The organism is Arthrobacter sp. Soil_N43, assembly GCF_057655195.1.
On record NZ_JBDGML010000066.1, the window covers coordinates 42,884 to 64,118 of the forward strand.

The 21,235-nt window shown below is 66.3% G+C and carries 16 protein-coding genes; all 16 read left to right on the forward strand.

Going from position 1 to position 21,235, the window contains the following annotated elements; translation table 11 throughout:
- Positions 1-163: 163 nt before the first annotated feature.
- The 16 genes from AC3A3W_RS06350 to AC3A3W_RS06425 all read left to right on the forward strand — a co-directional run bounded on the left by AC3A3W_RS06350 (position 164) and on the right by AC3A3W_RS06425 (position 21,099).
- On the forward strand, positions 164-1,684 hold the full coding sequence (locus AC3A3W_RS06350) for a CCA tRNA nucleotidyltransferase (RefSeq protein ID WP_487441224.1): 1,521 nt from the start codon (positions 164-166) through the stop codon (positions 1,682-1,684).
- 1 nt (position 1,685) lies between these two features.
- Entirely contained in the window at positions 1,686-2,267 is a 582-nt protein-coding gene (locus AC3A3W_RS06355; protein WP_487441226.1) for a histidine phosphatase family protein, read from the forward strand.
- Between the two features lie 607 nt (positions 2,268-2,874).
- Positions 2,875-3,015: a hypothetical protein gene (locus AC3A3W_RS06360; protein WP_205654735.1), complete on the forward strand. Its 141-nt coding sequence runs from the start codon at positions 2,875-2,877 to the stop codon at positions 3,013-3,015.
- Positions 3,016-3,214: 199 nt separating this feature from the next.
- Positions 3,215-4,684, forward strand: coding sequence for a glycosyltransferase family 87 protein (locus tag AC3A3W_RS06365; RefSeq protein ID WP_487441228.1), 1,470 nt, complete (start codon positions 3,215-3,217; stop codon positions 4,682-4,684).
- Complete coding sequence (locus AC3A3W_RS06370; RefSeq protein ID WP_487441230.1) at positions 4,677-6,116, forward strand: phytoene desaturase family protein; 1,440 nt, start codon at positions 4,677-4,679, stop codon at positions 6,114-6,116. The genes AC3A3W_RS06365 and AC3A3W_RS06370 overlap by 8 nt, the downstream gene beginning before the upstream one ends.
- Positions 6,117-6,285: 169 nt before the next feature.
- A complete protein-coding gene (locus AC3A3W_RS06375) occupies positions 6,286-8,289 on the forward strand; it encodes a penicillin-binding transpeptidase domain-containing protein (protein ID WP_487441232.1) in 2,004 nt (667 codons plus the stop codon).
- A 123-nt stretch (positions 8,290-8,412) separates the two neighbouring features.
- Positions 8,413-10,095, forward strand: a complete 1,683-nt coding sequence (locus AC3A3W_RS06380; protein ID WP_487441234.1) for an ABC-F family ATP-binding cassette domain-containing protein — start codon at positions 8,413-8,415, stop codon at positions 10,093-10,095.
- A gap of 234 nt (positions 10,096-10,329) precedes the next feature.
- On the forward strand, positions 10,330-11,526 hold the full coding sequence (locus AC3A3W_RS06385; protein ID WP_487441236.1) for an MFS transporter: 1,197 nt from the start codon (positions 10,330-10,332) through the stop codon (positions 11,524-11,526).
- A 30-nt stretch (positions 11,527-11,556) separates the two neighbouring features.
- On the forward strand, positions 11,557-13,059 hold the full coding sequence (locus tag AC3A3W_RS06390) for a phosphatase PAP2 family protein (protein WP_487441238.1): 1,503 nt from the start codon (positions 11,557-11,559) through the stop codon (positions 13,057-13,059).
- 139 nt (positions 13,060-13,198) lie between these two features.
- Positions 13,199-14,143 (forward strand): ABC transporter ATP-binding protein, encoded by a 945-nt coding sequence (locus AC3A3W_RS06395; protein WP_487441239.1) that lies wholly within the window; start codon positions 13,199-13,201, stop codon positions 14,141-14,143.
- 4 nt (positions 14,144-14,147) lie between these two features.
- Positions 14,148-15,029 carry an ABC transporter permease gene (locus AC3A3W_RS06400; RefSeq protein ID WP_487441241.1) on the forward strand — a complete coding sequence of 294 codons (882 nt, stop codon included), beginning with the start codon at positions 14,148-14,150 and terminating at the stop codon, positions 15,027-15,029.
- Between the two features lie 20 nt (positions 15,030-15,049).
- Positions 15,050-16,342, forward strand: coding sequence for a sensor histidine kinase (locus AC3A3W_RS06405; RefSeq protein WP_487441243.1), 1,293 nt, complete (start codon positions 15,050-15,052; stop codon positions 16,340-16,342).
- Entirely contained in the window at positions 16,339-17,061 is a 723-nt protein-coding gene (locus AC3A3W_RS06410) for a response regulator (RefSeq protein WP_487441245.1), read from the forward strand. The genes AC3A3W_RS06405 and AC3A3W_RS06410 overlap by 4 nt, the downstream gene beginning before the upstream one ends.
- An 87-nt stretch (positions 17,062-17,148) precedes the next feature.
- Positions 17,149-18,081 carry an intradiol ring-cleavage dioxygenase gene (locus tag AC3A3W_RS06415; RefSeq protein WP_487441246.1) on the forward strand — a complete coding sequence of 311 codons (933 nt, stop codon included), beginning with the start codon at positions 17,149-17,151 and terminating at the stop codon, positions 18,079-18,081.
- Between the two features lie 21 nt (positions 18,082-18,102).
- The gene (locus AC3A3W_RS06420; protein WP_487441247.1) at positions 18,103-19,431 is read left to right on the forward strand and encodes a M18 family aminopeptidase; all 1,329 of its coding nucleotides are present in this window, start codon (positions 18,103-18,105) and stop codon (positions 19,429-19,431) included.
- Positions 19,432-19,677: 246 nt separating this feature from the next.
- Complete coding sequence (locus AC3A3W_RS06425) at positions 19,678-21,099, forward strand: amino acid permease (protein ID WP_487441248.1); 1,422 nt, start codon at positions 19,678-19,680, stop codon at positions 21,097-21,099.
- Positions 21,100-21,235: the final 136 nt, after the last annotated feature.

Sequence of the window (21,235 nt, forward strand, 5' to 3'; positions counted from 1 at the left end):
GTACTGGATGGGCCATGAGGTCCACTCTAACGACTCTTGTCCCGTGATGATGACTGGAACATGGCTTCAAGGTGGACTGCGTATGACGCCGTTTCCGCCCAAATGCCCGCGATCACCGTGATTGGTGTGGTTGGGCGGGGTTTTCTGACAAGCTTAAGTAACTATGGCGCACGCACATCAAAAGACTGATCTCCACACCGTCGATTTCCAGGTGGACCCGGTGGTCCTGGAGCTTGGTCAGCGTTTCGTGGACGCCGGACATGAGCTGTCGCTCGTCGGCGGGCCGGTCCGCGACCTCTTCCTGGGCCGCACCTCTCCCGACCTTGATTTCACCACGGACGCCACGCCGGACCAGACGGTCGCCCTCATTAAGAAGTGGGCCGACAACTTCTGGGAGATCGGGCGCGCCTTCGGCACCATCGGCATGCGCAAGGCCGGTTTCCAGATCGAAATCACCACGTACCGCGCCGAGGCCTACGATCCGGAGTCCCGCAAGCCCGTGGTGGCTTTCGGAAACTCGCTGACCGATGATCTGCTGCGGCGCGACTTCACGATCAATGCCATGGCTCTGAGGCTGCCCTCGATGGAGCTGGTGGATCCCTTTGGCGGTGTCCGCGATCTTCATGGCTCCGTACTGGCCACCCCCGGCGCCCCCGAGGCTTCCTTTTCGGACGATCCCCTGCGGATGATGCGTGCTGCCCGCTTCGCATCCCAGCTGGGCGTTTCCGTCCACGACGATGTTCGTCTCGCGATGACGCAGATGGCCGACAGGATCGCCATCATTTCCTCCGAGCGGGTCCGCGATGAACTCGTGAAACTCATCTGCGGCCGCCACCCCCGGGTGGGCGTGGACCTGCTGGTGGACACCGGCCTGGCCGAATTCGTGCTGCCCGAGGTGTCCGCACTGCGCCTCGAATCCGACGAGCACCACCGCCACAAGGACGTCTACCAGCACTCCCTCCAGGTCCTCGAACAGGCAGCCACCCTGGAGACCGACGCGGACGGCCCCGTGCCCGGCCCCGATTTTGTGCTGCGGTTCGCGGCCCTGATGCACGACGTCGGGAAGCCGGCTACGCGCCGTTTTGAACCGGGCGGCGCGGTCAGCTTCCGCCACCATGACATGGTGGGCGCCAAACTCACCGCGAAGCGGATGAGGACCCTCCGTTTCGACAACGACACCATCAAGGCGGTTGCGCGCCTCGTGGAGCTTCACATGCGCTTCTACGGATATGGCGACGCCGGGTGGACCGATTCCGCTGTCCGCCGTTACATCACCGACGCCGGACCTTTGCTGGAGCGCCTGCACCGCCTGACCCGGTCGGACGTCACCACACGCAACCAGCGCAAGGCCGAGCGGCTGGCATTCGCCTATGACGACCTCGAGGACCGGATCGCGGCGCTTCGTGAGCAGGAGTCCCTGGATGCCGTACGGCCGGACCTCAACGGCGCCCAGATCATGGCCCTCCTGGATCTCAGGCCCGGGCCTGTCGTGGGACGGGCCTACAAGTTCCTGCTGGAGGAACGGATGGAAAACGGGCCGATGGAGCCGTCCGTCGCGGAGTCGAAGCTGCGCGCGTGGTGGGCGCGGCAGCCTGAGTCTGAACCCGAAGCACCCCAGCCCCCGGCGTCCGGTCCCGCAGAGCCTCCAGCCGTCGTCGAACCTTCCCCAACTGAGGAGTCCTAAAGTGAACGCCGCCAACATCGCCCGTCCCCAGCTCTGGATCCTGCGGCACGGTGAAACTGAGTGGTCCAAGAGCGGCCAGTACACGGGGCTGACCGACCTGCCGCTGACAGTAGAAGGCGAACAGCAGGCAGTGGAAGCCCGCAAGGTGCTGGACAGCGTGGATTTCGACCTCGTGCTGACCTCACCGCTCCGCCGCGCCCGCCGGACCGCCGAACTCGCCGGATTCCCCGACGCCGTGCACGAACCACTGGCCGTCGAATGGGATTACGGCGACTACGAAGGCATCAGCTCGGACCTGATCCGCAAGGACAACCCGGACTACCTGATCTGGACCCACGGAGTTCCGAACGGTGAGAAATTGCAGGACGTGGCGGCCCGCGCGGACAAGATCGTGGCCAGGGTCCTGGAGTCGGGTCTGGATAACGTCCTGATCGTGGCGCACGGGCACTTCTCCCGCATCCTCACAGCACGGTGGCTGGAACTCGCCCCCGAAGAGGGCCGGCACTTCATTCTCGGCACCGCTAAAGTCTGCACTTTGGGCTGGGATAAAAGGACGCCGGCTATTGTCCGCTGGGGCCTCTAACAAATACTTTGTCCCATTCAGACATAGTCTGAAAATTGTTTGGGAATTAGGTAGTCAACTGCCTCATTCCTGGTGTACTTTTGTTTCTGACCCCAGAGCGATCTGCCGGGGTCATGGGCGCACGTTGCCCGGCCAGTCAGCCGGGACACGGCAGAGCAGAAAAGGAGGTTGGGAAAATGATTACTTTGACTAGCGGATGGAAGATGACCATCACCGCGTTCCCCGCCTCCGTTGCTGGCCTGCGCCCTCTTCGCGGACTCGCCGTCTCCTGAACCCTGCCCCGGTGTCCTCACCGGCCAGCTGCTACGGGACGATGATCCTGCCCCGCTTGAGAGGCTCTTGACCTCGGCGGTCTGACCTCGACCGTCTGACTTGGCGGAATCCTGGCGCTGCGCAGTGCCCCCATAATTCAGAACCTGCTTCTTGTTGGGGTCTCAGCGCTTCCGTTTCATTCTGGCGCCGCATTTCCCTATTTCCCGGGCATTCCTTTGTCCATTTGTGCCGATTTTTTTCCGGATTCAAATGGCCTTATTTGTCATGCCGGAAATTCCCCGCGCTTCCTGCCACTCGCCCAACTCCAACTCCAGCCGAAAGGAGGTGAACGCCAATGCTCCGCAAACTCCAAGAGCTTCTCCTGAGCCGCCTTACCGCGGCAGACCGGCAGCAACAGTTCAACAGCCAGCTGCTGGACCAGAACCGGGAAGACGTCTACGCCCGGATGCATCAGCAAATGAGCAGCCTGCGCTGAGACGCGCAGCGAGCTGAGCGATCAGCACCTTTGCGCTCGACAGGGAGGTCTCATGGGCTGCACCGGCCACAGCATTGCCCGGGAGCCCGCGCGGCTGTGCGCGGGCTTCCGCCGCCGAGAGAAATCAGCGGCTCCGCCTGCCGATTCTGCCGCCTTCGAGTTTCGTGGCGCCTTGGAATGCACCGGTAAGCTCGGAGCCATGCAGGAGACTCAGCCGCCGCCCCACCGTCAGCGTGCGCGCCTGGTGGTGCCAAGCAGGAGCGACCGCATGCTGAGGAACTTCACGGAACTGGTCGGTGGCCCCCTGGGAAGGCATTCGGCGCCTGGGATCGTTGCTCCGGGCTTCTTCACGGTGGAGCGGGTACTGATCATCCTCACCGTGCTCGCTGCTCTGGCCGGGATCGCCATCAAGGGCTACTGCCGGGTCAACGGCTGGGAAACGCCCTCCCAGTACTACTCCACCTGCTACTCCGACTATCCCGAGTTGTTCCGCAGTCGCGGTCTGGGCGACGGCGCCTTCCCCTTCTTTACCGAGGGCACCTTTTTCGAGTATCCGGTCCTGATGGGCCTCATTGCCGGCGCCACGGCGTGGCTGGTCCCGGGGACAGGGGTCACTGAGGCACGGGTCCTGGGGTACTTCGACGTCAACGCGACGCTGATAACCGCTGTCTGGATCGTCACCGTGCTGGCGACCGCGAGGATGACCCGGCGCCGCCCGTGGGACGCGGCCATGGTGGCCCTGGCACCCGGCATCGTCCTGGCCGGGGTGATTAACTGGGACATGTGGGCCGTGGCCCTGCTGGCCCTGGGCATGTACTCCTTCTCAAGGGACCGGCTGGCGCTGGCCGGCATCCTGATAGGGCTGGGGACCGCGACCAAGCTCTACCCGGTGCTGATCTTCGGGGCGATCTTCCTGCTGGCCCTGCGCACCGGCAAAATCAGGGCTTTCGTCGTCCCTGCAGTGGCGGCCGCAGGCACATGGCTGGCCGTCAACCTCCCCTTTGCGCTAAGGGATCAGGCCGGCTGGAAGTACTTTTTCGAGTTTACGCAGGACCGGCCGGCAGGATTCAGCTCACCGTGGTTCGCCTATAACCTCGTGGCGGAGCGCGTGCGGTGGACCGTGCTCACACCCGAGGCCATCAACACGCTCGCCCTTAACCTCTTCCTGCTGGCCTGCGTCCTCATCGCCGTGCTGGCGCTGACTGCACCAACGCGGCCACGCCTTGCGCAGCTGACCTTCCTGATCGTGGCGGCCTTCATCCTGACCAACAAGGTGTACTCCCCCCAGTTCGTCATCTGGTTGGTCCCCCTGCTCGCCCTGGCAAGGCCGCGGTGGCGTGACTTCCTCATCTGGCAGGGCATCGAAGGGCTGCACTGGGCCGCCATCTGGATGTATCTTGGCCAAGTGACCAGCGGCGGCGTTTCACAGCACAACATCGACATGCCTTATTACGTCCTGGCTGTGGCCGCACATATGCTCGCAACGGCATATCTCATGGTGCGCGTGGCCTTTGATATATGGGACCCGACATACGACCCCATCCGCCGCCATTTCCTCGACGATCCTCACGGAGGACCGTTCGATGAGGCACCGGACCGCCTGCGGCTGGATCCCCTGCGCCCGACGGCGTCAGTACTTCCCTGGCGGACGGCAGCCCGCGGTGCCTGATGTCGCCGTCGTCGGATCCGGACCAAACGGCCTCGCAGCGGCCGTGGTCATGGCCCGCGCCGGGCTGAAGGTGCATGTGTACGAGGCGGCGGCAGAGATCGGCGGCGGCACCCGGACGTCGCAGGTCATCGAGGAGGGCCACTGGCACGACGTGTGCTCCGCCGTGCACCCCATGGCACTGGCCTCGCCGTTTTTCAAGGCGTTCGAACTGCCGCGGCGCATCGGGCTGGCGCTGCCCAAAATCCAGTTTGGTTCGCCGCTGGACGGTGCGCGCTCAGCACTGGCATATCGCTCCCTGGACCGTACCGCCGACGAACTGGGCCGTGACGGCCGCGCCTACCGCAGGCTCATGGCGCCGCTGGTCAGGCGCTTGGATGGGATCGTCGAGACCACATCGGACCAGCTGTTGCGGATCCCGTCCGATCCGTTGTCCGCCGCAGTCCTGGGCATCCGGACACTCGAACAGGGATCGCCGCTCTGGAATCTCAGGTTCCGGCGGGACCTGGCACCGGCCCTCATCAGCGGGGTGGCGGCCCACGCGGTGGGGCGCCTGCCGTCCCTTGCGGCAGCGGGAGCGGGTCTCCTCCTGACTGCCCTCGCCCACGGGGACGGGTGGCCCATTCCCGTGGGAGGGTCGTCGGCGATTGCCGCTGCGATGGTGAAGGATATTGAGGCGCACGGGGGAACAATCCAGCCAGGATTCACCGTCACCTCGCTGGCGGAACTTGAGCCCGCCAAGGCTGTCCTGCTGGATGTTGCACCGCCGGCGCTTGCCCGGATTGCGGGGAGCCGGCTGCCCGCGTCCTACCGCCGATCACTGGACTCCTACCGTTTCGGCAGCGCCGCCTGCAAGGTGGACTTCATCCTGTCCGGCCCCGTGCCCTGGGCGGCCCCGGGCCTCGCCGCCGCCGGCACCGTCCACGTCGGCGGAACGCGGGCCGAAATAGCGCAGGCCGAACACGAGGTTGCGGAGGGCCGGCATCCCGAGCGGCCGTATGTTCTGGTGTCTCAGCCCTCGTCTGTGGATGCCAGCCGGGCGCCGGCCGGCAAGCACATCCTCTGGAGCTATTGCCATGTTCCCCCGGGCTCCGCGGTGGACATGGGTCAGTCAGTCATTGACCAGCTGGAGCGCTTCGCCCCCGGCTTCAGGGACGTGGTGCTCCAATACAAGGTGACCACCGCCGCCGAACTGGCGGCCTACAACGAGAACTACATCGGCGGCGACTTCAGCGCTGGCTTGCTGGACGTCCGCGGCCTGCTGCAGCGTCCCGTCGTGTCGCCGGTCCCGTGGCGGACGCCTGCCCGCGGCGTGTACCTGTGTTCCTCGTCCACGCCGCCGGGCCCGGGTGTCACGGGGATGCCCGGATTCCATGCGGCGAAATATGCACTAAGAGACATATTCGGCTTGGACGTTCCCGCGCTCGGCATCTGACCCGACGGAGCGCGAACGGGCAGTTAAGCCCCCTTGGCGGCGGATCCCGGGGCACCACGTGTCCGTTCGCGCCTCAAGCGGCGGAGGGTTTTGCCCGGTTGCCGGCCGCTCCTGGGTGTTCCTGGGTGGCGTGACAGGCACACGTCTCCCCTCGGGGGATAATGACGCCATGGGGAACACCAAAAATCTTTCGCTCGCTCTCATTGGACTGATACTTGGCACGGCATTGGTCGCCTGCGACGACGGCCGGGGCGGCGCCGAGGCTGCCGCCAAGCAACTCGCCTCGGCCGTAGCAGGGCTGGACGTGCGCCCGGTGGCGTTTGACGGCCGCGACTCCACCGTCGCCAACGACCACCTGAACCAGGTATTCAAGGCGCTCCAGCCGATCAAGCCGGCCGTCGACACGGGTGAGCTCCAGCTCGACGGGGACACTGCCCAAATCCCCTTGAACTACAGCTGGAAGATTGAGTCCAGCGAATGGAAGTACACAGTCAACGCCCAACTGCGGAAGTCGGGCGACAAGTGGCTGACCGTGTGGTCCCCGGGAATGCTCGTGCCGGACCTCGCCGAAGGCGAAATCCTCAGCAAAGCCACCCAGTCTCCACAGCGGGCAGACATCCTGGGTGTCCAGGACGTCCAGCTCGTTACCTACCGGCCCGTGATCAACGTCGGCATCGACAAGCCGCAGCTAGGCACTGCGGACGCAGCCGATTCGGCCACGAAACTGGCAAAACTCGTGGGCGCGGACCCCGCCGCCTACGTCCAGCAGGTCGAGGCTTCCGGACCTGAAGCCTTCGCATCCGCGATCACCCTCCGTGACACCGCCGGGCGCGCCGTGACCGACGCGGAGATCGCGGCCATTCCGGGTGGCCGGGCCATCAAGGATTCGCTGCCCCTCGCCCCCACGCGCAACTTCGCCCGTGCCGTCCTTGGGACCGTGGGTGAGGCCAGTGCGGAACAGATCGAAAAGTCCGACGGCGCCCTGACCGCCGGCGACGTGATCGGAACCGGAGGGCTGCAGCAGCAGTACGACGCCCAGCTCCGCGGCACGGACGGCATTGTCATACGGGTCCAGCGCGCCGACCTCACCGCCGCGGAGATCCGGGATGCAGCCACCGACCCGCGCCGAACGGTCTTCGAGATCCAGGCCACGGCCGGGACACCGCTCAAGACCACCCTCGACCCCAAGCTGCAGCAGATTGCCGAGGACACGCTGGCAGACGTCAAGCCTGCCTCCGCCATCGTGGCCCTCCGTCCGTCCACGGGAGCCGTTCTGGCCGCGGCCTCGGGTGAAGGAAGCAACGGCTACAACACCGCCATGCTGGGGCAGTATGCACCCGGTTCCACGTTTAAGGTGGTGGATTCCCTGGCCATGCTGCGCAACGGGTTCACCCCGGAGTCGAAGGTGGAGTGTACGCCCACGCTCACCGTGGACGGGCGCACGTTCAAGAACGCCGAGGGCTACCCCAAGGACTCGCTGGGTTCGGTGACGCTGCGCGACGCCTTTGCGCACTCCTGCAACACCGCGTTCATGGCGGCACGGGACAAGGTGACCCAGGCCGAGCTGGAGTCTGCGGCCACGTCCCTCGGTGTGGCGGTTGAGGCTCCGAAACTGGGGGCCGACGCGTTCCTTGGGTCCGTTCCCGGTGAAGCCGAAGGCACTGACCACGCTGCAGCCATGATCGGACAGGGCAAGGTGCTGATGTCGCCTTTGGCTGCCGCCGTCATGGCAGGATCGGTAGCAAAGGGCGCGCCGGTCTCGCCGGTGCTGGTCCTCAACCCGGACGCCGCCACGGCGCCGTCCCCATCGCCAAGCGAGACGGCAAGTGCACCGCCCGCAGACGGTGCCGCGCCGTCGTCGACCGTTACCGCCGAGGCTCCCGCCCCGGCGGCGGAAAAACCGTTGACCAAGGCGGAAGCCGCGTCCCTCGCTGACATGATGCGCGCCGTGGTGACCTCGGGCCACGCCGGATTCCTCGCCGAAGTCCCCGGCGCACCCGTGGGTGCCAAGACGGGCACGGCAGAATTCGGCGACGACAACCCGCCGAAGACGCACGCCTGGATCATCGCGACGCACGGCGACCTGGCTGTGGCCGTCTTTGTGGAGGACGGCGGCCTCGGGGCCACAACGTCCGGGCCGCTCCTGAAGAAGTTCCTCACAGCCGCCGGCTAACCCGGACCCTCCCTCAGCTTTCGCAGCCTTCCAGCCAACCCTCCCGCACTCACTGCGGGAGGGTTCGGCCGAAGGCGACGGGATGTGAGGGAGGGATGGAGGCGGCCGTGGGAAGATTGATCAGTGGCCCATATTGACGTTTCCGGCATCGACTACTTCCTCTCCGACGGCACCCAGCTGCTGAACGGGGTGACATTCAAAGTCCCAGACGGCACCAAGACAGCGCTGATCGGACCCAACGGCACCGGCAAGACCACCCTGTTCCGCATCATCTCCGGCGACCTCACCCCGGATGAAGGCGTCATCGGACGGTCCGGGAACATGGGCATCATGCGCCAGTTCGTCGGCCAGGTCCGGGACGACTCCACAGTCAAGGACCTCCTGGTCTCGGCGGCCCCGGCAGGACTGGCTGCCGCTGCCCGTGCAGTGGACGAGGCCGAACTGGCCATGCTGGAGCACGACGACGAGCCCACCCAGATGCAGTACGCCCAGGCGATCGTGGACTGGGGCGACGCCGGCGGCTACGACGTCGAGACCGTGTGGGACGAAGTCTGCATGGCAGCGCTGGGGCTTCCGTTCGACCGCGCACAGCACCGCCCGGCGTCGAGCCTCTCCGGCGGCGAGCAGAAGCGACTGGTGCTGGAGGCGCTCTTCGCCGGTCCCGACGAACTGCTGCTACTGGACGAACCGGACAACTACCTCGACGTCCCGGGCAAACGCTGGCTCGAGGCCAAGCTCAACGAGTCCAAGAAGACGGTGTTCTTCATCAGCCACGACCGGGAGCTGCTGAACAACGCCGCCAGCCGCATCGTCACGCTGGAGCCGGGCATCAACGGTGCCGGCGCCTGGGTGCACGGCGGCGGGTTCGGCTCCTACGTGGAGGCCCGTGCCGACCGCAACGCCCGCTTCGAGGAGCTGCGCAAACGCTGGGACGAGGAGCACGTCAAGCTCAAGGAACTCGTCAACATGTACAAGAACAAGGCCGCGTTCCGCTCGGACATGGCCAACCGCTACCACGCGGCCCAGACGCGCCTTGCGAAGTTCCTGGAAGTCGGGCCGCCCGAGGCCCTGCCGATCGAACAGAACGTGCAGATGCGGCTGAAGGGCGGCCGCACCGGAAAACGCGCCGTGGTCGCGGAAAAGCTCGAGCTGACCGGCCTTATGAAGCCGTTTTCCACTGAAATCTGGTTCGGCGACCGGGTGGGCGTTCTGGGTTCCAACGGATCCGGAAAGTCCCACTTCCTCCGCCTGCTCGCCACCGGCGGCACCGACCCGGAGCGGGAGCACCTGCCGGTGTCCGACGTCGAAATCGCCGAAGTGCCGCACGAAGGCACGGTGAAGCTCGGCGCCCGCATCCGTCCGGGATTCTTCGCCCAGACCCATGTCCGACCTGACCTGCTTGGCAAGACGCTGCTCGAAATCCTGCACCGCGGCGACGAACACCGCTCCGGCCTCGCCCGCGAAGCGGCCGCCGGGGCGCTGGACGGTTATGGGCTCGCGGGCCAGTCAGAGCAGAAGTACGAATCCCTTTCGGGCGGCCAGCAGGCTCGCTTCCAGATCCTGCTGCTGCAGCTCTCCGGCGCCACGCTCCTGCTGCTCGACGAGCCGACGGACAACCTGGACCTGCACTCTGCGGAGGCGCTCGAGCGGGCCATCGACCACTTCGAAGGCACCGTCCTGGCGGTGACGCACGACCGCTGGTTCGCCCGAACCTTCGACCGGTTCATGGTGTTCGGTTCCGACGGCCGGGTCTACGAATCCGCGGAGCCCGTGTGGGACGAAAAGCGGGTAGAGCGCGCCCGGTAAGAGGCACACGCTCCCGCAGATCCTGACGCCTTCCGCCGGACGCTCCCGCAGATTCTGCAGCGCCCCTCGCCCTAACTGCGGGAGGGCTGCGGGATTTCCTGTGAAAAGTGCGGGAGGGCTGCGGGATTTCCCGCGGGATGTGCGGGAGGGTTGGCTGTTTTGAGGCGAAAGGTGAGGGAGCGTCGGGGCTGCCTGCAGGCCTTGCAGTGGGCGGGGCATCGCTAGAGTTATCCAATGACTACCACCCAGCAGCTTGTCGACCGGCAGGTATCTTCCGCAGCCATCGCCACGTTTATCATTTTCGGCGCCAACGGCCTGGTTTTCGCCAGCTGGGCGGCGCGTATCCCGGCGGTCACGGAGACTCTTCACATTTCGTCCGGTCAGATGGGGACGCTGCTGCTGTGCACCGCGGTCGGCTCACTGATCGCCCTGCCCACGGCAGGGCACGTCATCGGACGGATCGGCACGTCGAACAGCGTGCGGGCCAGCGGTTTTCTGGCCGCGCTGGCCGCGGTGGCAATCTCAGTTTCACTTCTGGCGGAGTCGGTTCCGGGCACCGCTGTGGCACTGTTCTTTTTTGGCATAGGCATCGGCCTGTGGGATGTTTCCCAGAATGTTGAAGGCGCCGACGTCGAACATCGCCTGAGGCGCACGGTCATGCCCAAGTTCCATGCGGCCTTCAGCGGCGGCGCCTTTGTGGGGGCACTCATCGGTGCCGGGCTTTCCGGGTTGGGAGTCGGCCTGCCCCAGCACCTGCTGGTCATCGCCGGGGTGGTTGCCGTCCTGACTTTCATCACGCCGCGCTATTTTCTTCCGCATCCCGCACCGCAGGCGCAGTCCGCCGACGAGACGAAACCGGACCGTGGCCCCTCCGCCTGGCGTGACTCACGGACCCTGCTGATTGGCGTGGTGGTGCTCGGTGCCACGCTGACCGAGGGTGCCGGCAACGACTGGATCGCGAAAGCCGCCGTTGACGGCCTCGGCACGTCGGAGTCCACCGGCGCGCTGCTGTTTGCCCTGTTTGTCCTGGCCATGACGGGCATGCGGTTCTTTGGCGGCAGCGTGATTGACCGGTATGGACGCGTGGCGGTGCTGCGGTCCAGCATGGCTGCGGCGGCTGCCGGGCTTGGGCTGTTCGTCTTCGCCGGCAACGTCTGGCTGGCCGCCGTCGGGGCGGCGCTGTGGGGCGTCGGAGCCGCCCTGGCGTTCCCCATGGGCATGTCCGCCGCGGCGGATGATCCGAAACACGCGGCGGCACGGGTGTCGGTCGTTTCCACCATCGGATACGTGGCCTTCCTTGCCGGCCCGCCGCTGCTCGGCTATCTGGGCGACCTCACCGGAATCCACTTGGCACTCCTGGCCATCGGTGCCCCCATCCTGGTGGCACTGCTGCTTGCCGGGGTGGCCAAACCGCTTTCTTCCCGGAAGTAGCCCCGCGGGCGCCGGCGGTAGGGTGGGGAAATGCGAAGAATGCTGCGAAGGGGCCCGGGCTGGGTGGCTGGCCTGGACCGTGCACTGCTGCGGTTGATCTCGGCCTTCCCGGGCGGCCACCACGACGTCTTCTTTCGCCGGCTGTCCGCGTCCGCGAACAAGGGCAAGCTCTGGTTCGGCGTCGCCGCCGTGGCCGCCCTTGTTCCAGGACGCACCCGCAGGGCAGCCGTTCACGGCCTTCTTGCCCAAGGGGTGGCATCGGCCGTCACCAACCTCGGCTTCAAGACTTTGCTGCCCCGCACACGCCCCCTGCCCGAGCACCTGCCGGTGTTCCGTTTCGTGCATCCGCAGCCAACGAGTTCCTCGATGCCGTCGGGCCATTCGGCGTCGGCAGTTGCCTTCGCACTGGGCACAGGTTTCGTCCAGCCGGCTTTGGGGGCAGCCGTGGCTCCCATCGCCGCGGGCGTTGCATACTCCCGGGTGCATACAGGAGCGCACTGGCCGTCCGATGTTCTTTTCGGCTCGGCCATTGGTGCCTGCGCCGCCCTCGTGACCCGGACGTGGTGGCCCGTCCGTCCGCCGTTTCCGCCCACAACGAGGAGCCGCGGCGAAGCGGCGAAGCTGCCCGGGGGTGAGGGTCTCAGTATCGCCGTCAATACGCTGGGCGGCTCGTTCACCGAGGAGACTGCGGCAGCCCTCCGGGAAGTATTCCCTTTGGCGCATATAACTACCATCGAGCCCGAGCATGATGTGGCCCAACAGATGGAAGTGGCTGCTACCAGGCCCGGCATCCGCGCGCTGGGCGTATGGGGAGGCGACGGGACGGTCGGCACCGCTGCGGCCGCCGCCATCCAGCTCAATCTGCCCCTTCTGGTACTTGCCGGCGGAACCCTCAACCACTTTGCCCGCGACGCCGGGACGCAGTCGCTGAGGGATGCGGTCGCAGCCGCCACCGAAGGCCAGGCGGCCCGGGCGGACGTGGGCATCGTCAGGGTTGAGCGGGGACTGGCGGACGACCCCGAAAGGGCAGAGCTCATCATGCTCAACACTGCCAGCATCGGCCTCTACCCGAACCTGGTCCGCCGGCGCGAGCAGCTTCAGCCGGCACTCGGCAAACCGCTGGCAGGTGTGGTGGCGATGTTCCGGACGTTCGCCGTCGAAAAGCCCATCACCATCGTCGTGGACGGGGTGCGGCACAAAGTGTGGATCATGTATCTGGGCCGCGGCCGCTATTACCCAAGGGACCACGCCCCGCTGCTTCGCCCGGTGCTGGATGACGGCGTATTGGACGTCAGGATGATCTCGGCGGATGAATCCTTCGCCCGCGTCCGCATGCTGTGGTCGGTACTGACAGGCACCGTGGGCACGTCCCGACTCACGCACCTGAGGGAGGCCACTCATGTGCGGATTGAAGCCGGCTCGGCACCGATGGTGCTCGCCGTGGACGGCGAAACGGTGCCCGGCGTCAGGGTGGCCGAATTCAGCCTCAAACTCGGTGCATTGACCTACTACTCACCCCACGGCGATGGCTGAGGCTCATCCGTCCGGATGACACCGGGGACCCTGAATCAACCCTGAATCATCCCTGAGACCGGCGAAATCGGCCGAAGGCCTCGGTAGCGTGGACAGTGCACACCAACCGGCACTCCGCAGCACGCAAAGGACCGCTTCCATGATTGAGGCACAAGGCCTGACGAAGGTCTACGGCGACAAAACCGCCGTCGACAACGTCAACTTCACCGTCCAGGCCGGACGGGTCACCGGCTTCCTGGGCCCCAACGGGGCCGGCAAATCGACCACTATGCGCATGATCATGGGGCTGGACAGGCCGACGGCGGGAACGGTCACCGTGAACGGTGTACCCTTCGCCCGGCACGCGGCCCCACTGCGTGAAATCGGCGCCCTGCTGGACGCCAAGGCTGTCCATACGGGGCGTTCGGCCTACAACCACCTGCTGGCGATGGCCGCCACTCACAGCATCCCCAAGAAGCGCGTCCGTGAAGTCATCGAGATGACGGGCCTGGGCGACGTCGCCAAGAAGAAGGTGAAGGGTTTCTCCCTCGGCATGGGGCAGCGCCTCGGCATCGCCGCCGCGCTGCTGGGCGACCCGCAGACCATCATCCTGGACGAACCTGTCAACGGCCTCGATCCAGAGGGCGTCGTGTGGGTCCGCAACCTCGTCAGGTACCTGGCCTCCGAGGGCCGCACGGTGTTTCTCTCCAGCCACCTCATGAGCGAGATGGCCCTGACGGCAGACCACCTGATCGTGATCGGACGCGGCAAGATCATCGCCGATGCACCCATCAAGGACATCATCACCGGCAACGGCCAGGGCAGGACCCGCGTCCGCACCGACCAGCCGGATCAGCTCATGAACGTCCTCGCCGGAAACGGAGTCTCCATTGAGGTGCAGGACCATGAACTCCTTGAGGTCAAGGGCCTGGACCCCCGCAAGATCGCACGCGCAGCGCTGGACAACCGCGTCATGATCTACGAACTCACTCCCCTGCAGGCCAGCCTCGAAGAGGCCTACATGGAACTGACCAAGGATGAGGTCGAATACCACTCGCTGATCACCACGGGAGCCCCTGTTCCCGCCCAGCCCGGAGGCAACTAAAGCCATGAGCACATCAACCTACGTCCAACCCGGGTCCGGCAGCACCGGCCCCGCCCACACCGCCGGCAACGCCCGCCCGGGACCGGGTCCCAGCTTCGTCCGCGTCCTGAACTCGGAATTCATCAAGTTCCGCACGCTTCTGTCCACCCTGATCCTGCTCGCCTCCACCGCCGTGGTCATGGTGGGCTTCGGTGCCCTCTCCGCGTGGGGAACCGGCCAGTTTGCTGATGCGGCCGCTTCCGACCCCTCGGCGGCTGAAGCCATGGCAGCCCAGGGCGGGGACCTGGCCGTCACCGTTCCCACCTCCGGCATCGCCTTCGCGCAGTTGATCCTCGGCTCACTCGGCGTGCTGCTGATGAGCTCGGAATTCACCACGGGAATGGCCCGCTCCACTTTTGCCGCCGTGCCCAAGCGGATCCCCGCCTTCCTCGCGAAGCTCGTGGTGGTAATGGTCAGCGCCTTTGTCCTGACCGCCGTGTCCACCTACATCGCAGGCCTTGTATCGGTCCCCATCCTGGATAACTACGGACTCAAGCTGGACCTGGGCAGCGCACAGTCCGTCAAGCTGCTGCTCGTGAACAGCGTCTACGTCGCCGCGGTGGCCGCCATCGGCATGGCCATGGGCACCCTGGTCCGGAACTCGGCCGGCGGCATCATGAGCCTCGTGGGCCTGTTCTTCGTGGCCCCCATCGCCTTCCAGCTGATTCCCGGCGAGTTCTTCGAAGAAGCCCGCAAGTACCTGCCGGGCAACACCATCAATGCGCTGACGGCGGTGGAGCACGTCCCGGACACGCTCGAAGTCTGGCAGGCGGCGCTCGTGCTGGGTGCTTGGGTAGTGGTGCCGCTGGTCCTCGCCATGGTCCTGTTGAAAAAGCGGGATGTGTAGGCCCATACCGGCCTCGCCTCATGATTGAAGCTGTACCCGTGAAGGACGCGCCGGCCGGCCTGGCCGGCGCGTCCCTGGCTGATATTGCCGCCCGGCGCCGCGGCCGTCTCCGCCGCTACCTGCACCGGCATCCGCGCCTCATGGACGCTGTGGTCACCGGCTGCTACCTGCTGCTGGTGACACCTACGATGGTTGACGCGGTGCGCGGCGGCGGATGGCTGGCGACGGGCCTGCTCGTTGCCGTCGCAGTGTCCCTGCTGTTCCGGCGGAGCCATCCTGTTGCCCTCGTGGCGTTCATCGCAGCGGTGGAGGTGGCCGTCACGCTGCTGCACCCCTGGGGATCCAACGTTTCGGCAGGTCTATGGTTCTCCCTCTACGCCGTAGCCGTGGTCCACACCAGGCGGTTCGCGCTGATCACGCTGGCCTTGGCGACCGCACCGCTGGCGCTGCTGTACTTCTTCGCGGCTGTGGGTCCGCTGGAAAGGGAATTGCCGGCCCACGCGTCGTCACCCCAGGAATTTCAACTGATTTCCAGCATTGCCGCGGGAACGAGCATCGCGCTGTCCAACATCGTCGCCACCGGCATCGGGATCTCGGTGCGCCAGCGCCGTGAGCATGAGCAGGAGGTCGCTGCATGGGCAGCCCAGGCCGCCAGTCTCGGTTCCGTCAACGAGCGGAACCGCATCGCACGGGAAATGCACGACATAGTGGCCCACTCGCTGACCGTCATGGTCACGCTGTCCGACGGGGCCGCCGTCGTAGTCAAGAAGGATCCTGACCGCGCCGCGGACGTGCTGGCCGAACTGTCCAGGACCGGACGGATGGCGCTGGCGGACATGCGCCGGGTCCTCGGTGTCCTGCGCGACGACGCCTCCGCCGGGCAGGCTCCCCGCCAGCCGCTGGCCACCGGGGACAGCTTCGCCAAGCTTCTCGACGGCTTCCGCACGGCCGGCCTCCCCGTGCACTACTCCCACACCGGGCCTGCGCTGCCGGCCGACGCCGCGTTCCAGCTGACGGTCTACCGCATAGTGCAGGAGTCACTGACCAATGTGCTGCGCTACGGCCGGGCACTGAGCCGTGTGGACGTCACGGTGCTGCGGGACGGCTCCACGGTCAGCATTGAAGTGGTCGACGACGGCAGGGGAGCAGCCGCGGAGACCGCCGCGGGCAGTTTGGGCACCGGACAGGGCCTCACCGGGATGAAGGAACGGGCGGGGATTTACGGGGGTACGGTGGAGGCGGGGCGGACCGTTAGCGGCGGATGGCGTGTGCGGGCCGTCCTGACGCTGAACGGCAACAAGGGGGAAGAATGAGCGAAACCGGACAGGTCCGGGTCCTGCTGGCCGACGACCAGCCGCTGCTGCGGATGGGCTTCCGGCTCATCCTGGAGGGCGAAGAGGATCTCGAGGTGGTGGGCGAGGCGTCCGACGGGGCTGAGGCCGTCATGCAGGTCCGCGAACTGGAGCCGGACGTCGTCCTCATGGACGTGCGGATGCCGGTCGTGGACGGCATCGAGGCCACCCGCGCCATCACCGGTTCCGGCTCGCGGTCCAGGATCATCATCCTCACCACCTTCGACCTCGACGAGTACGCCTTCGCCGGGCTGCAGGCCGGAGCATCAGCCTTCCTACTCAAGGACGTGGCACCGACCGAGCTCGTCCAGGCAGTGCGCGTGGTGGCCAGCGGCGATGCCGTCGTGGCACCCCGCGTCACCCAGCGCCTGCTGGACACCTACGTCCGCGGCGACGGTGCGGGTGCCGCTTCCGGCGGCACAGCACCGGCAGTTCCCGCGGCGCCGGCGCACCGGGATCCTCTGCTGGAGGACCTCACACCGCGGGAAACCGAGATGCTGGAAGCGATGGCCGAGGGGCTGTCCAACGCCGAAATCGCGCACCGGTACTTCCTCTCGGAAGCCACGGTCAAGACGCACGTCCGGCGGATTCTCACAAAGCTGCACCTCCGGGACCGTGTCCAGGCAGTCGTCTACGCCTACGAAACCGGGCTCGTGACGCCCAGCAATCCCGATTACTGAACCGTTGCAGGCCTGGCTTCCGCCGAACACAGCTTCCTCACAGGATTGCCCTATGCCGGCCATAGCCGCCTGGCGTTTCATAGATCCATGACCACATCAGACGCCCCTGGCGGGCTGCCCCAGCACGAACCACACCCCAACCATGACCGCGGCCTCGAGTTCGACCTCTCCACGCTGATGACCCGCCGCTCCCTGGGCATGTTCTTTGGCGCCGGGACAGCGGCCGCCGCCTTGGCGGCGTGCACGCCGGGCGGATCCACCGCCGGTGCTTCCTCCCCTGCCGGAACAACGTCCGCCGGCGCGGCATCCACGGCAACGACGACGGCGCCCGCGGCTTCCGCTGCTGCCACCGCCACCGCGAGCCCAACGGTGACCCGTGCGATCGCCGAGTGCGGCGTGGAGATTCCGCAGGAAACGGCCGGACCGTACCCTGGCGACGGGTCCAACGGGCCGAACGCCCTGGAGGCGTCCGGCGTGGTGCGGCAGGACATCACGGCCAGCTTCGGCACCTCAACCACGAAGGTCGACGGCGTGCCGCTGACCGTCACGCTGACGCTGCTCGACAACGCCAACGGCTGTGTTCCGCTGGCGGGCGCCGCCGTCTATGCCTGGCACTGTGACCGGGACGGAAAGTACTCCCTGTACGACTCCGGGCTGGAAAACGAGAACTACCTCCGCGGCGTGCAGGAGGCGGACGCCAACGGCCAGGTCACCTTCAAGACGATCTACCCGGGTGCCTACAACGGCCGCTGGCCGCACATCCACTTCGAAGTCTTCGAATCCATGAACAACGCCACCGCGGCCGGGCAGGTCCTGGCGGTCTCGCAGATCGCGCTCACCGACGCCGCCTGCAAGGCGGTGTACGCCTCCTCCGGTTACGAGACCAGCGCCCGGAACTTCCCCAACACCACCTTGCAGTCGGACAACGTCTTTGGTGACGACGGAGGCATCTACCAGCTGGCCACCATGTCAGGGTCGGTGTCGGCCGGATACACGGCCGGGCTCAACGTCACAGTCTAGGGCGGCGCTAGACTCGGAGCCATGCCTCTCCACTCCTCTGCCACAGACCACATCCGGGACCTGGGCGACTACGTCAGTGCGTCGCCGTCGAGCTTTCATGCGGTGCACGAGGCGGCACGCCGGCTGGATGAGGCCGGCTTCTCCGAGCTGTCCGAACTGGAAGAGTGGGAGGAGGGGGCCGGCAGGTTCTACGTTGTCCGGGACGGGGCACTGATCGCATGGGTGACCCCGGAAGGCGCCGGCCCCACCACGGGCTTCAACATCCTGGGCGCCCACACAGATTCCCCGTCGTTCAAACTCAAGCCCAGGCCCACCACCGGAAAGTTCGGCTGGCTGCAGGCCGGCGTGGAAATCTATGGCGGGCCGCTGCTGAACTCATGGCTGGACCGTGAACTGCAGCTTGCCGGGCGTCTTGTTCTGCTCGATGGCACCGAGCACCTCACCGCCACTGGCCCGCTCCTGCGTTTTCCGCAGCTGGCCATCCATCTGGACCGGGCGGTGAATGAGGGCCTCACCCTGGACAAGCAGCAGCACATGAACCCGATCTTCGGGCTCGGCGACCCGGCCGGCGAGGATCTGCTGGGGCTGCTGGCCGAGCGCGTCAGCGGCAACGGCGCCATTGACCCCGCGCAGATCGGCGGGTACGACGTCGTTATTGCGGACACGCAGCCACCGGCGGTTTTCGGGGCGAAGAATGAGTTTTTTGCCTCCGGCCGCCTGGACAACCTTTCGGCGACGCACGCCGGCCTGGTGGCTCTGATCGCGCACGCCTCGGCAGACTCAACCGCCGGTGCGGATCACAGCCGAGGGCGGGCACCGATCGCCGTGCTGGCTGCCTTCGACCATGAGGAAATCGGCTCGGCGTCACGCTCAGGTGCCTGTGGGCCCGTCCTTGAGGACATCCTGGTCCGCATTTCAGACGGCCTCGGAGCTTCGGCGAGCCAGCGGCGGCAGGCGTTTGCGGGGTCGTTCTGTGTTTCTGCCGACGCCGGCCACGCCGTCCACCCGAATTATCCCGAGCGGCACGATCCCGTCAACCGCCCCGTCCTGAACGGCGGGCCGCTGCTGAAGATCAACGCCAACCAGCGGTACGCCACGGACGCAGCGGGTGCCGCACTCTGGGCGCGGCTCTGCGGTGAAGCGGACGTTCCGTACCAGGAGTTCGTCTCCAACAACGTGATGCCGTGTGGCTCCACGATTGGACCGCTGACGGCCACGCGGCTGGGCATCAGAACCGTCGACGTGGGCGTGCCCCTCCTGTCCATGCACTCCGCCCGGGAACTGTGCGGCGTGGAGGACCCCCACGCTCTTGCTAAGGTGACAGAGCGATTCTTCAGCGTCGCGGCGTAGTTCCACCCTGCAGGGCCAACATTTCCGCTCGGTTACAAAAGTGCATAACGGACAACCAAAGTTGCCCCCCGGTGCCTCGGCCTGGGAACCTGCCCGGTTTCGGTGGACGTAAACTGTGCGACTGCATAAGACTTCGCCGACCACTGCTCACCTAGTGTGAGACGCACCATGTGGGACGCGGCACACGCCCCTGCCGGCTCCGGCCCACAGCCAAAGACCTTAAATCAACAAGAGGACGGCGCATCCATGCACGCTGACCAGCAACTGTCGAAATCCCTGAAACCCCGGCACCTTTCCATGATCGCCATCGCAGGCGTCATCGGGGCAGGGCTGTTCGTCGGCTCCGGCGCCGCGATCCAGCAGGCCGGGCCCGGCATCCTGCTGGCGTACATGGCTGCGGGAATCGTGGTCATCCTGGTCATGCGGATGCTCGGCGAGATGGCCGCCGCCCACCCCGAGACGGGATCCTTCTCCACGTACGCTGACAAGGCACTCGGCCGCTGGGCGGGCTTCAGCATCGGCTGGCTGTATGCATGGTTCTGGATCATCGTGCTGGGCATCGAGGCCACGGCCGGCGCGGCCATCATGCACCGCTGGGTGCCCGGCATCGACCAGTGGGTCTGGGCCCTGATCCTCATGGTGCTGCTCACTCTCACCAACCTCGGATCCGTGAAGTCATACGGTGAGTTCGAGTTCTGGTTCGCCTCCATCAAGGTGGCCGCCATCATCCTCTTCCTGGTCTTCGGCGTCGCAGCAATCCTCGGCCTCGTCCCGGGCGTTCCGGCCCCGGGGCTCAGCAACCTGGTGGGCAACGGCGGCTTCCTGCCGAACGGACCGGGCGCCGTGCTGGCCGGCATCCTCGTGGTAGTTTTCGCCTTCTTCGGAGCGGAGATCGCCACCATCGCTGCCGGCGAATCCGAGAACCCGGTCGACGCCGTCAAGAAGGCCGTCAAGTCCACCGTCTGGCGCATCCTGGTGTTCTACATCGGCTCCATCGCCATCGTGGTCACGCTGCTGCCGTGGAACTCGGCGAACGTTGCCAAGAGCCCCTATGTGGCCGTCATTGAACTGTTCGGGATCCCGGGCGCCGGCACCATCATGGACGTCGTGGTGCTTACCTCCGTGCTGTCCTGCCTGAACTCCGGCCTCTACACGGCCAGCCGCATGCTCTTCTCACTGTCCACCCGCGGCGATGCGCCCAAGTCCTGGACAAAGATCTCCAAGCGCGGTGTGCCGGCCGCAGCCGTGCTGGCCTCCACGGTGGTCGGCTTCGTCACCGTGGGACTGAACTACATCGCTCCGGACACGGTGTTCCTGTTCCTGGTGAACACGTCCGGCGCCATCGCCCTGTTCGTCTGGCTGGTGATCGCCTCGTCCCAGCTGATCCTCCGCAAGAGGATGGGTGCGGCCGCCAAGGACCTCGCCCTGAAGATGTGGCTGTTCCCCTACCTGACCTGGCTCGCGATCGCGAGCATCGTCGCGCTCGTCATCGGCATGATGATCCTGGACACCACCCGCGAGTCGCTCATGCTGTCGCTCGCCCTGGCCGCGATCGTGGTGGGAATCGGTGTATGGCGCTACCGCAAGGGTGGCCCCGGCGCCGGGCACGCCGTCGGGACCGCCCCTGAAACTGAACCTGCCAAGGTGGGGGCGGAGCCGGCGTCGTAGTTTCCGCCCCGCCAGCGCTGTACCCCTGAAGTAAACCGTCCGCCCGGCGGGCCGCAACGGCCCGCCGGGCGGACGGCTTTGTGTTCCCCGCTTGCTGCGCCGAAACGCCGACAGTCAACGCTGACGACGGCGGGTC

What these genes read in the sequence shown, in the direction of transcription:
- AC3A3W_RS06395 (WP_487441239.1), top strand. Translation starts at nt 13,199, where the DNA reads ATGATTGAGGCACAAGGCCTGACGAAGGTCTACGGCGACAAAACCGCC.
- AC3A3W_RS06425 (WP_487441248.1), top strand. Translation starts at nt 19,678, where the DNA reads ATGCACGCTGACCAGCAACTGTCGAAATCCCTGAAACCCCGGCACCTT.
- AC3A3W_RS06415 (WP_487441246.1), top strand. Translation starts at nt 17,149, where the DNA reads ATGACCACATCAGACGCCCCTGGCGGGCTGCCCCAGCACGAACCACAC.
- AC3A3W_RS06400 (WP_487441241.1), top strand. Translation starts at nt 14,148, where the DNA reads ATGAGCACATCAACCTACGTCCAACCCGGGTCCGGCAGCACCGGCCCC.
- AC3A3W_RS06365 (WP_487441228.1), top strand. Translation starts at nt 3,215, where the DNA reads ATGCAGGAGACTCAGCCGCCGCCCCACCGTCAGCGTGCGCGCCTGGTG.
- AC3A3W_RS06420 (WP_487441247.1), top strand. Translation starts at nt 18,103, where the DNA reads ATGCCTCTCCACTCCTCTGCCACAGACCACATCCGGGACCTGGGCGAC.
- AC3A3W_RS06410 (WP_487441245.1), top strand. Translation starts at nt 16,339, where the DNA reads ATGAGCGAAACCGGACAGGTCCGGGTCCTGCTGGCCGACGACCAGCCG.
- AC3A3W_RS06385 (WP_487441236.1), top strand. Translation starts at nt 10,330, where the DNA reads ATGACTACCACCCAGCAGCTTGTCGACCGGCAGGTATCTTCCGCAGCC.
- AC3A3W_RS06360 (WP_205654735.1), top strand. Translation starts at nt 2,875, where the DNA reads ATGCTCCGCAAACTCCAAGAGCTTCTCCTGAGCCGCCTTACCGCGGCA.
- AC3A3W_RS06405 (WP_487441243.1), top strand. Translation starts at nt 15,050, where the DNA reads ATGATTGAAGCTGTACCCGTGAAGGACGCGCCGGCCGGCCTGGCCGGC.
- AC3A3W_RS06350 (WP_487441224.1), top strand. Translation starts at nt 164, where the DNA reads ATGGCGCACGCACATCAAAAGACTGATCTCCACACCGTCGATTTCCAG.
- AC3A3W_RS06375 (WP_487441232.1), top strand. Translation starts at nt 6,286, where the DNA reads ATGGGGAACACCAAAAATCTTTCGCTCGCTCTCATTGGACTGATACTT.
- AC3A3W_RS06390 (WP_487441238.1), top strand. Translation starts at nt 11,557, where the DNA reads ATGCGAAGAATGCTGCGAAGGGGCCCGGGCTGGGTGGCTGGCCTGGAC.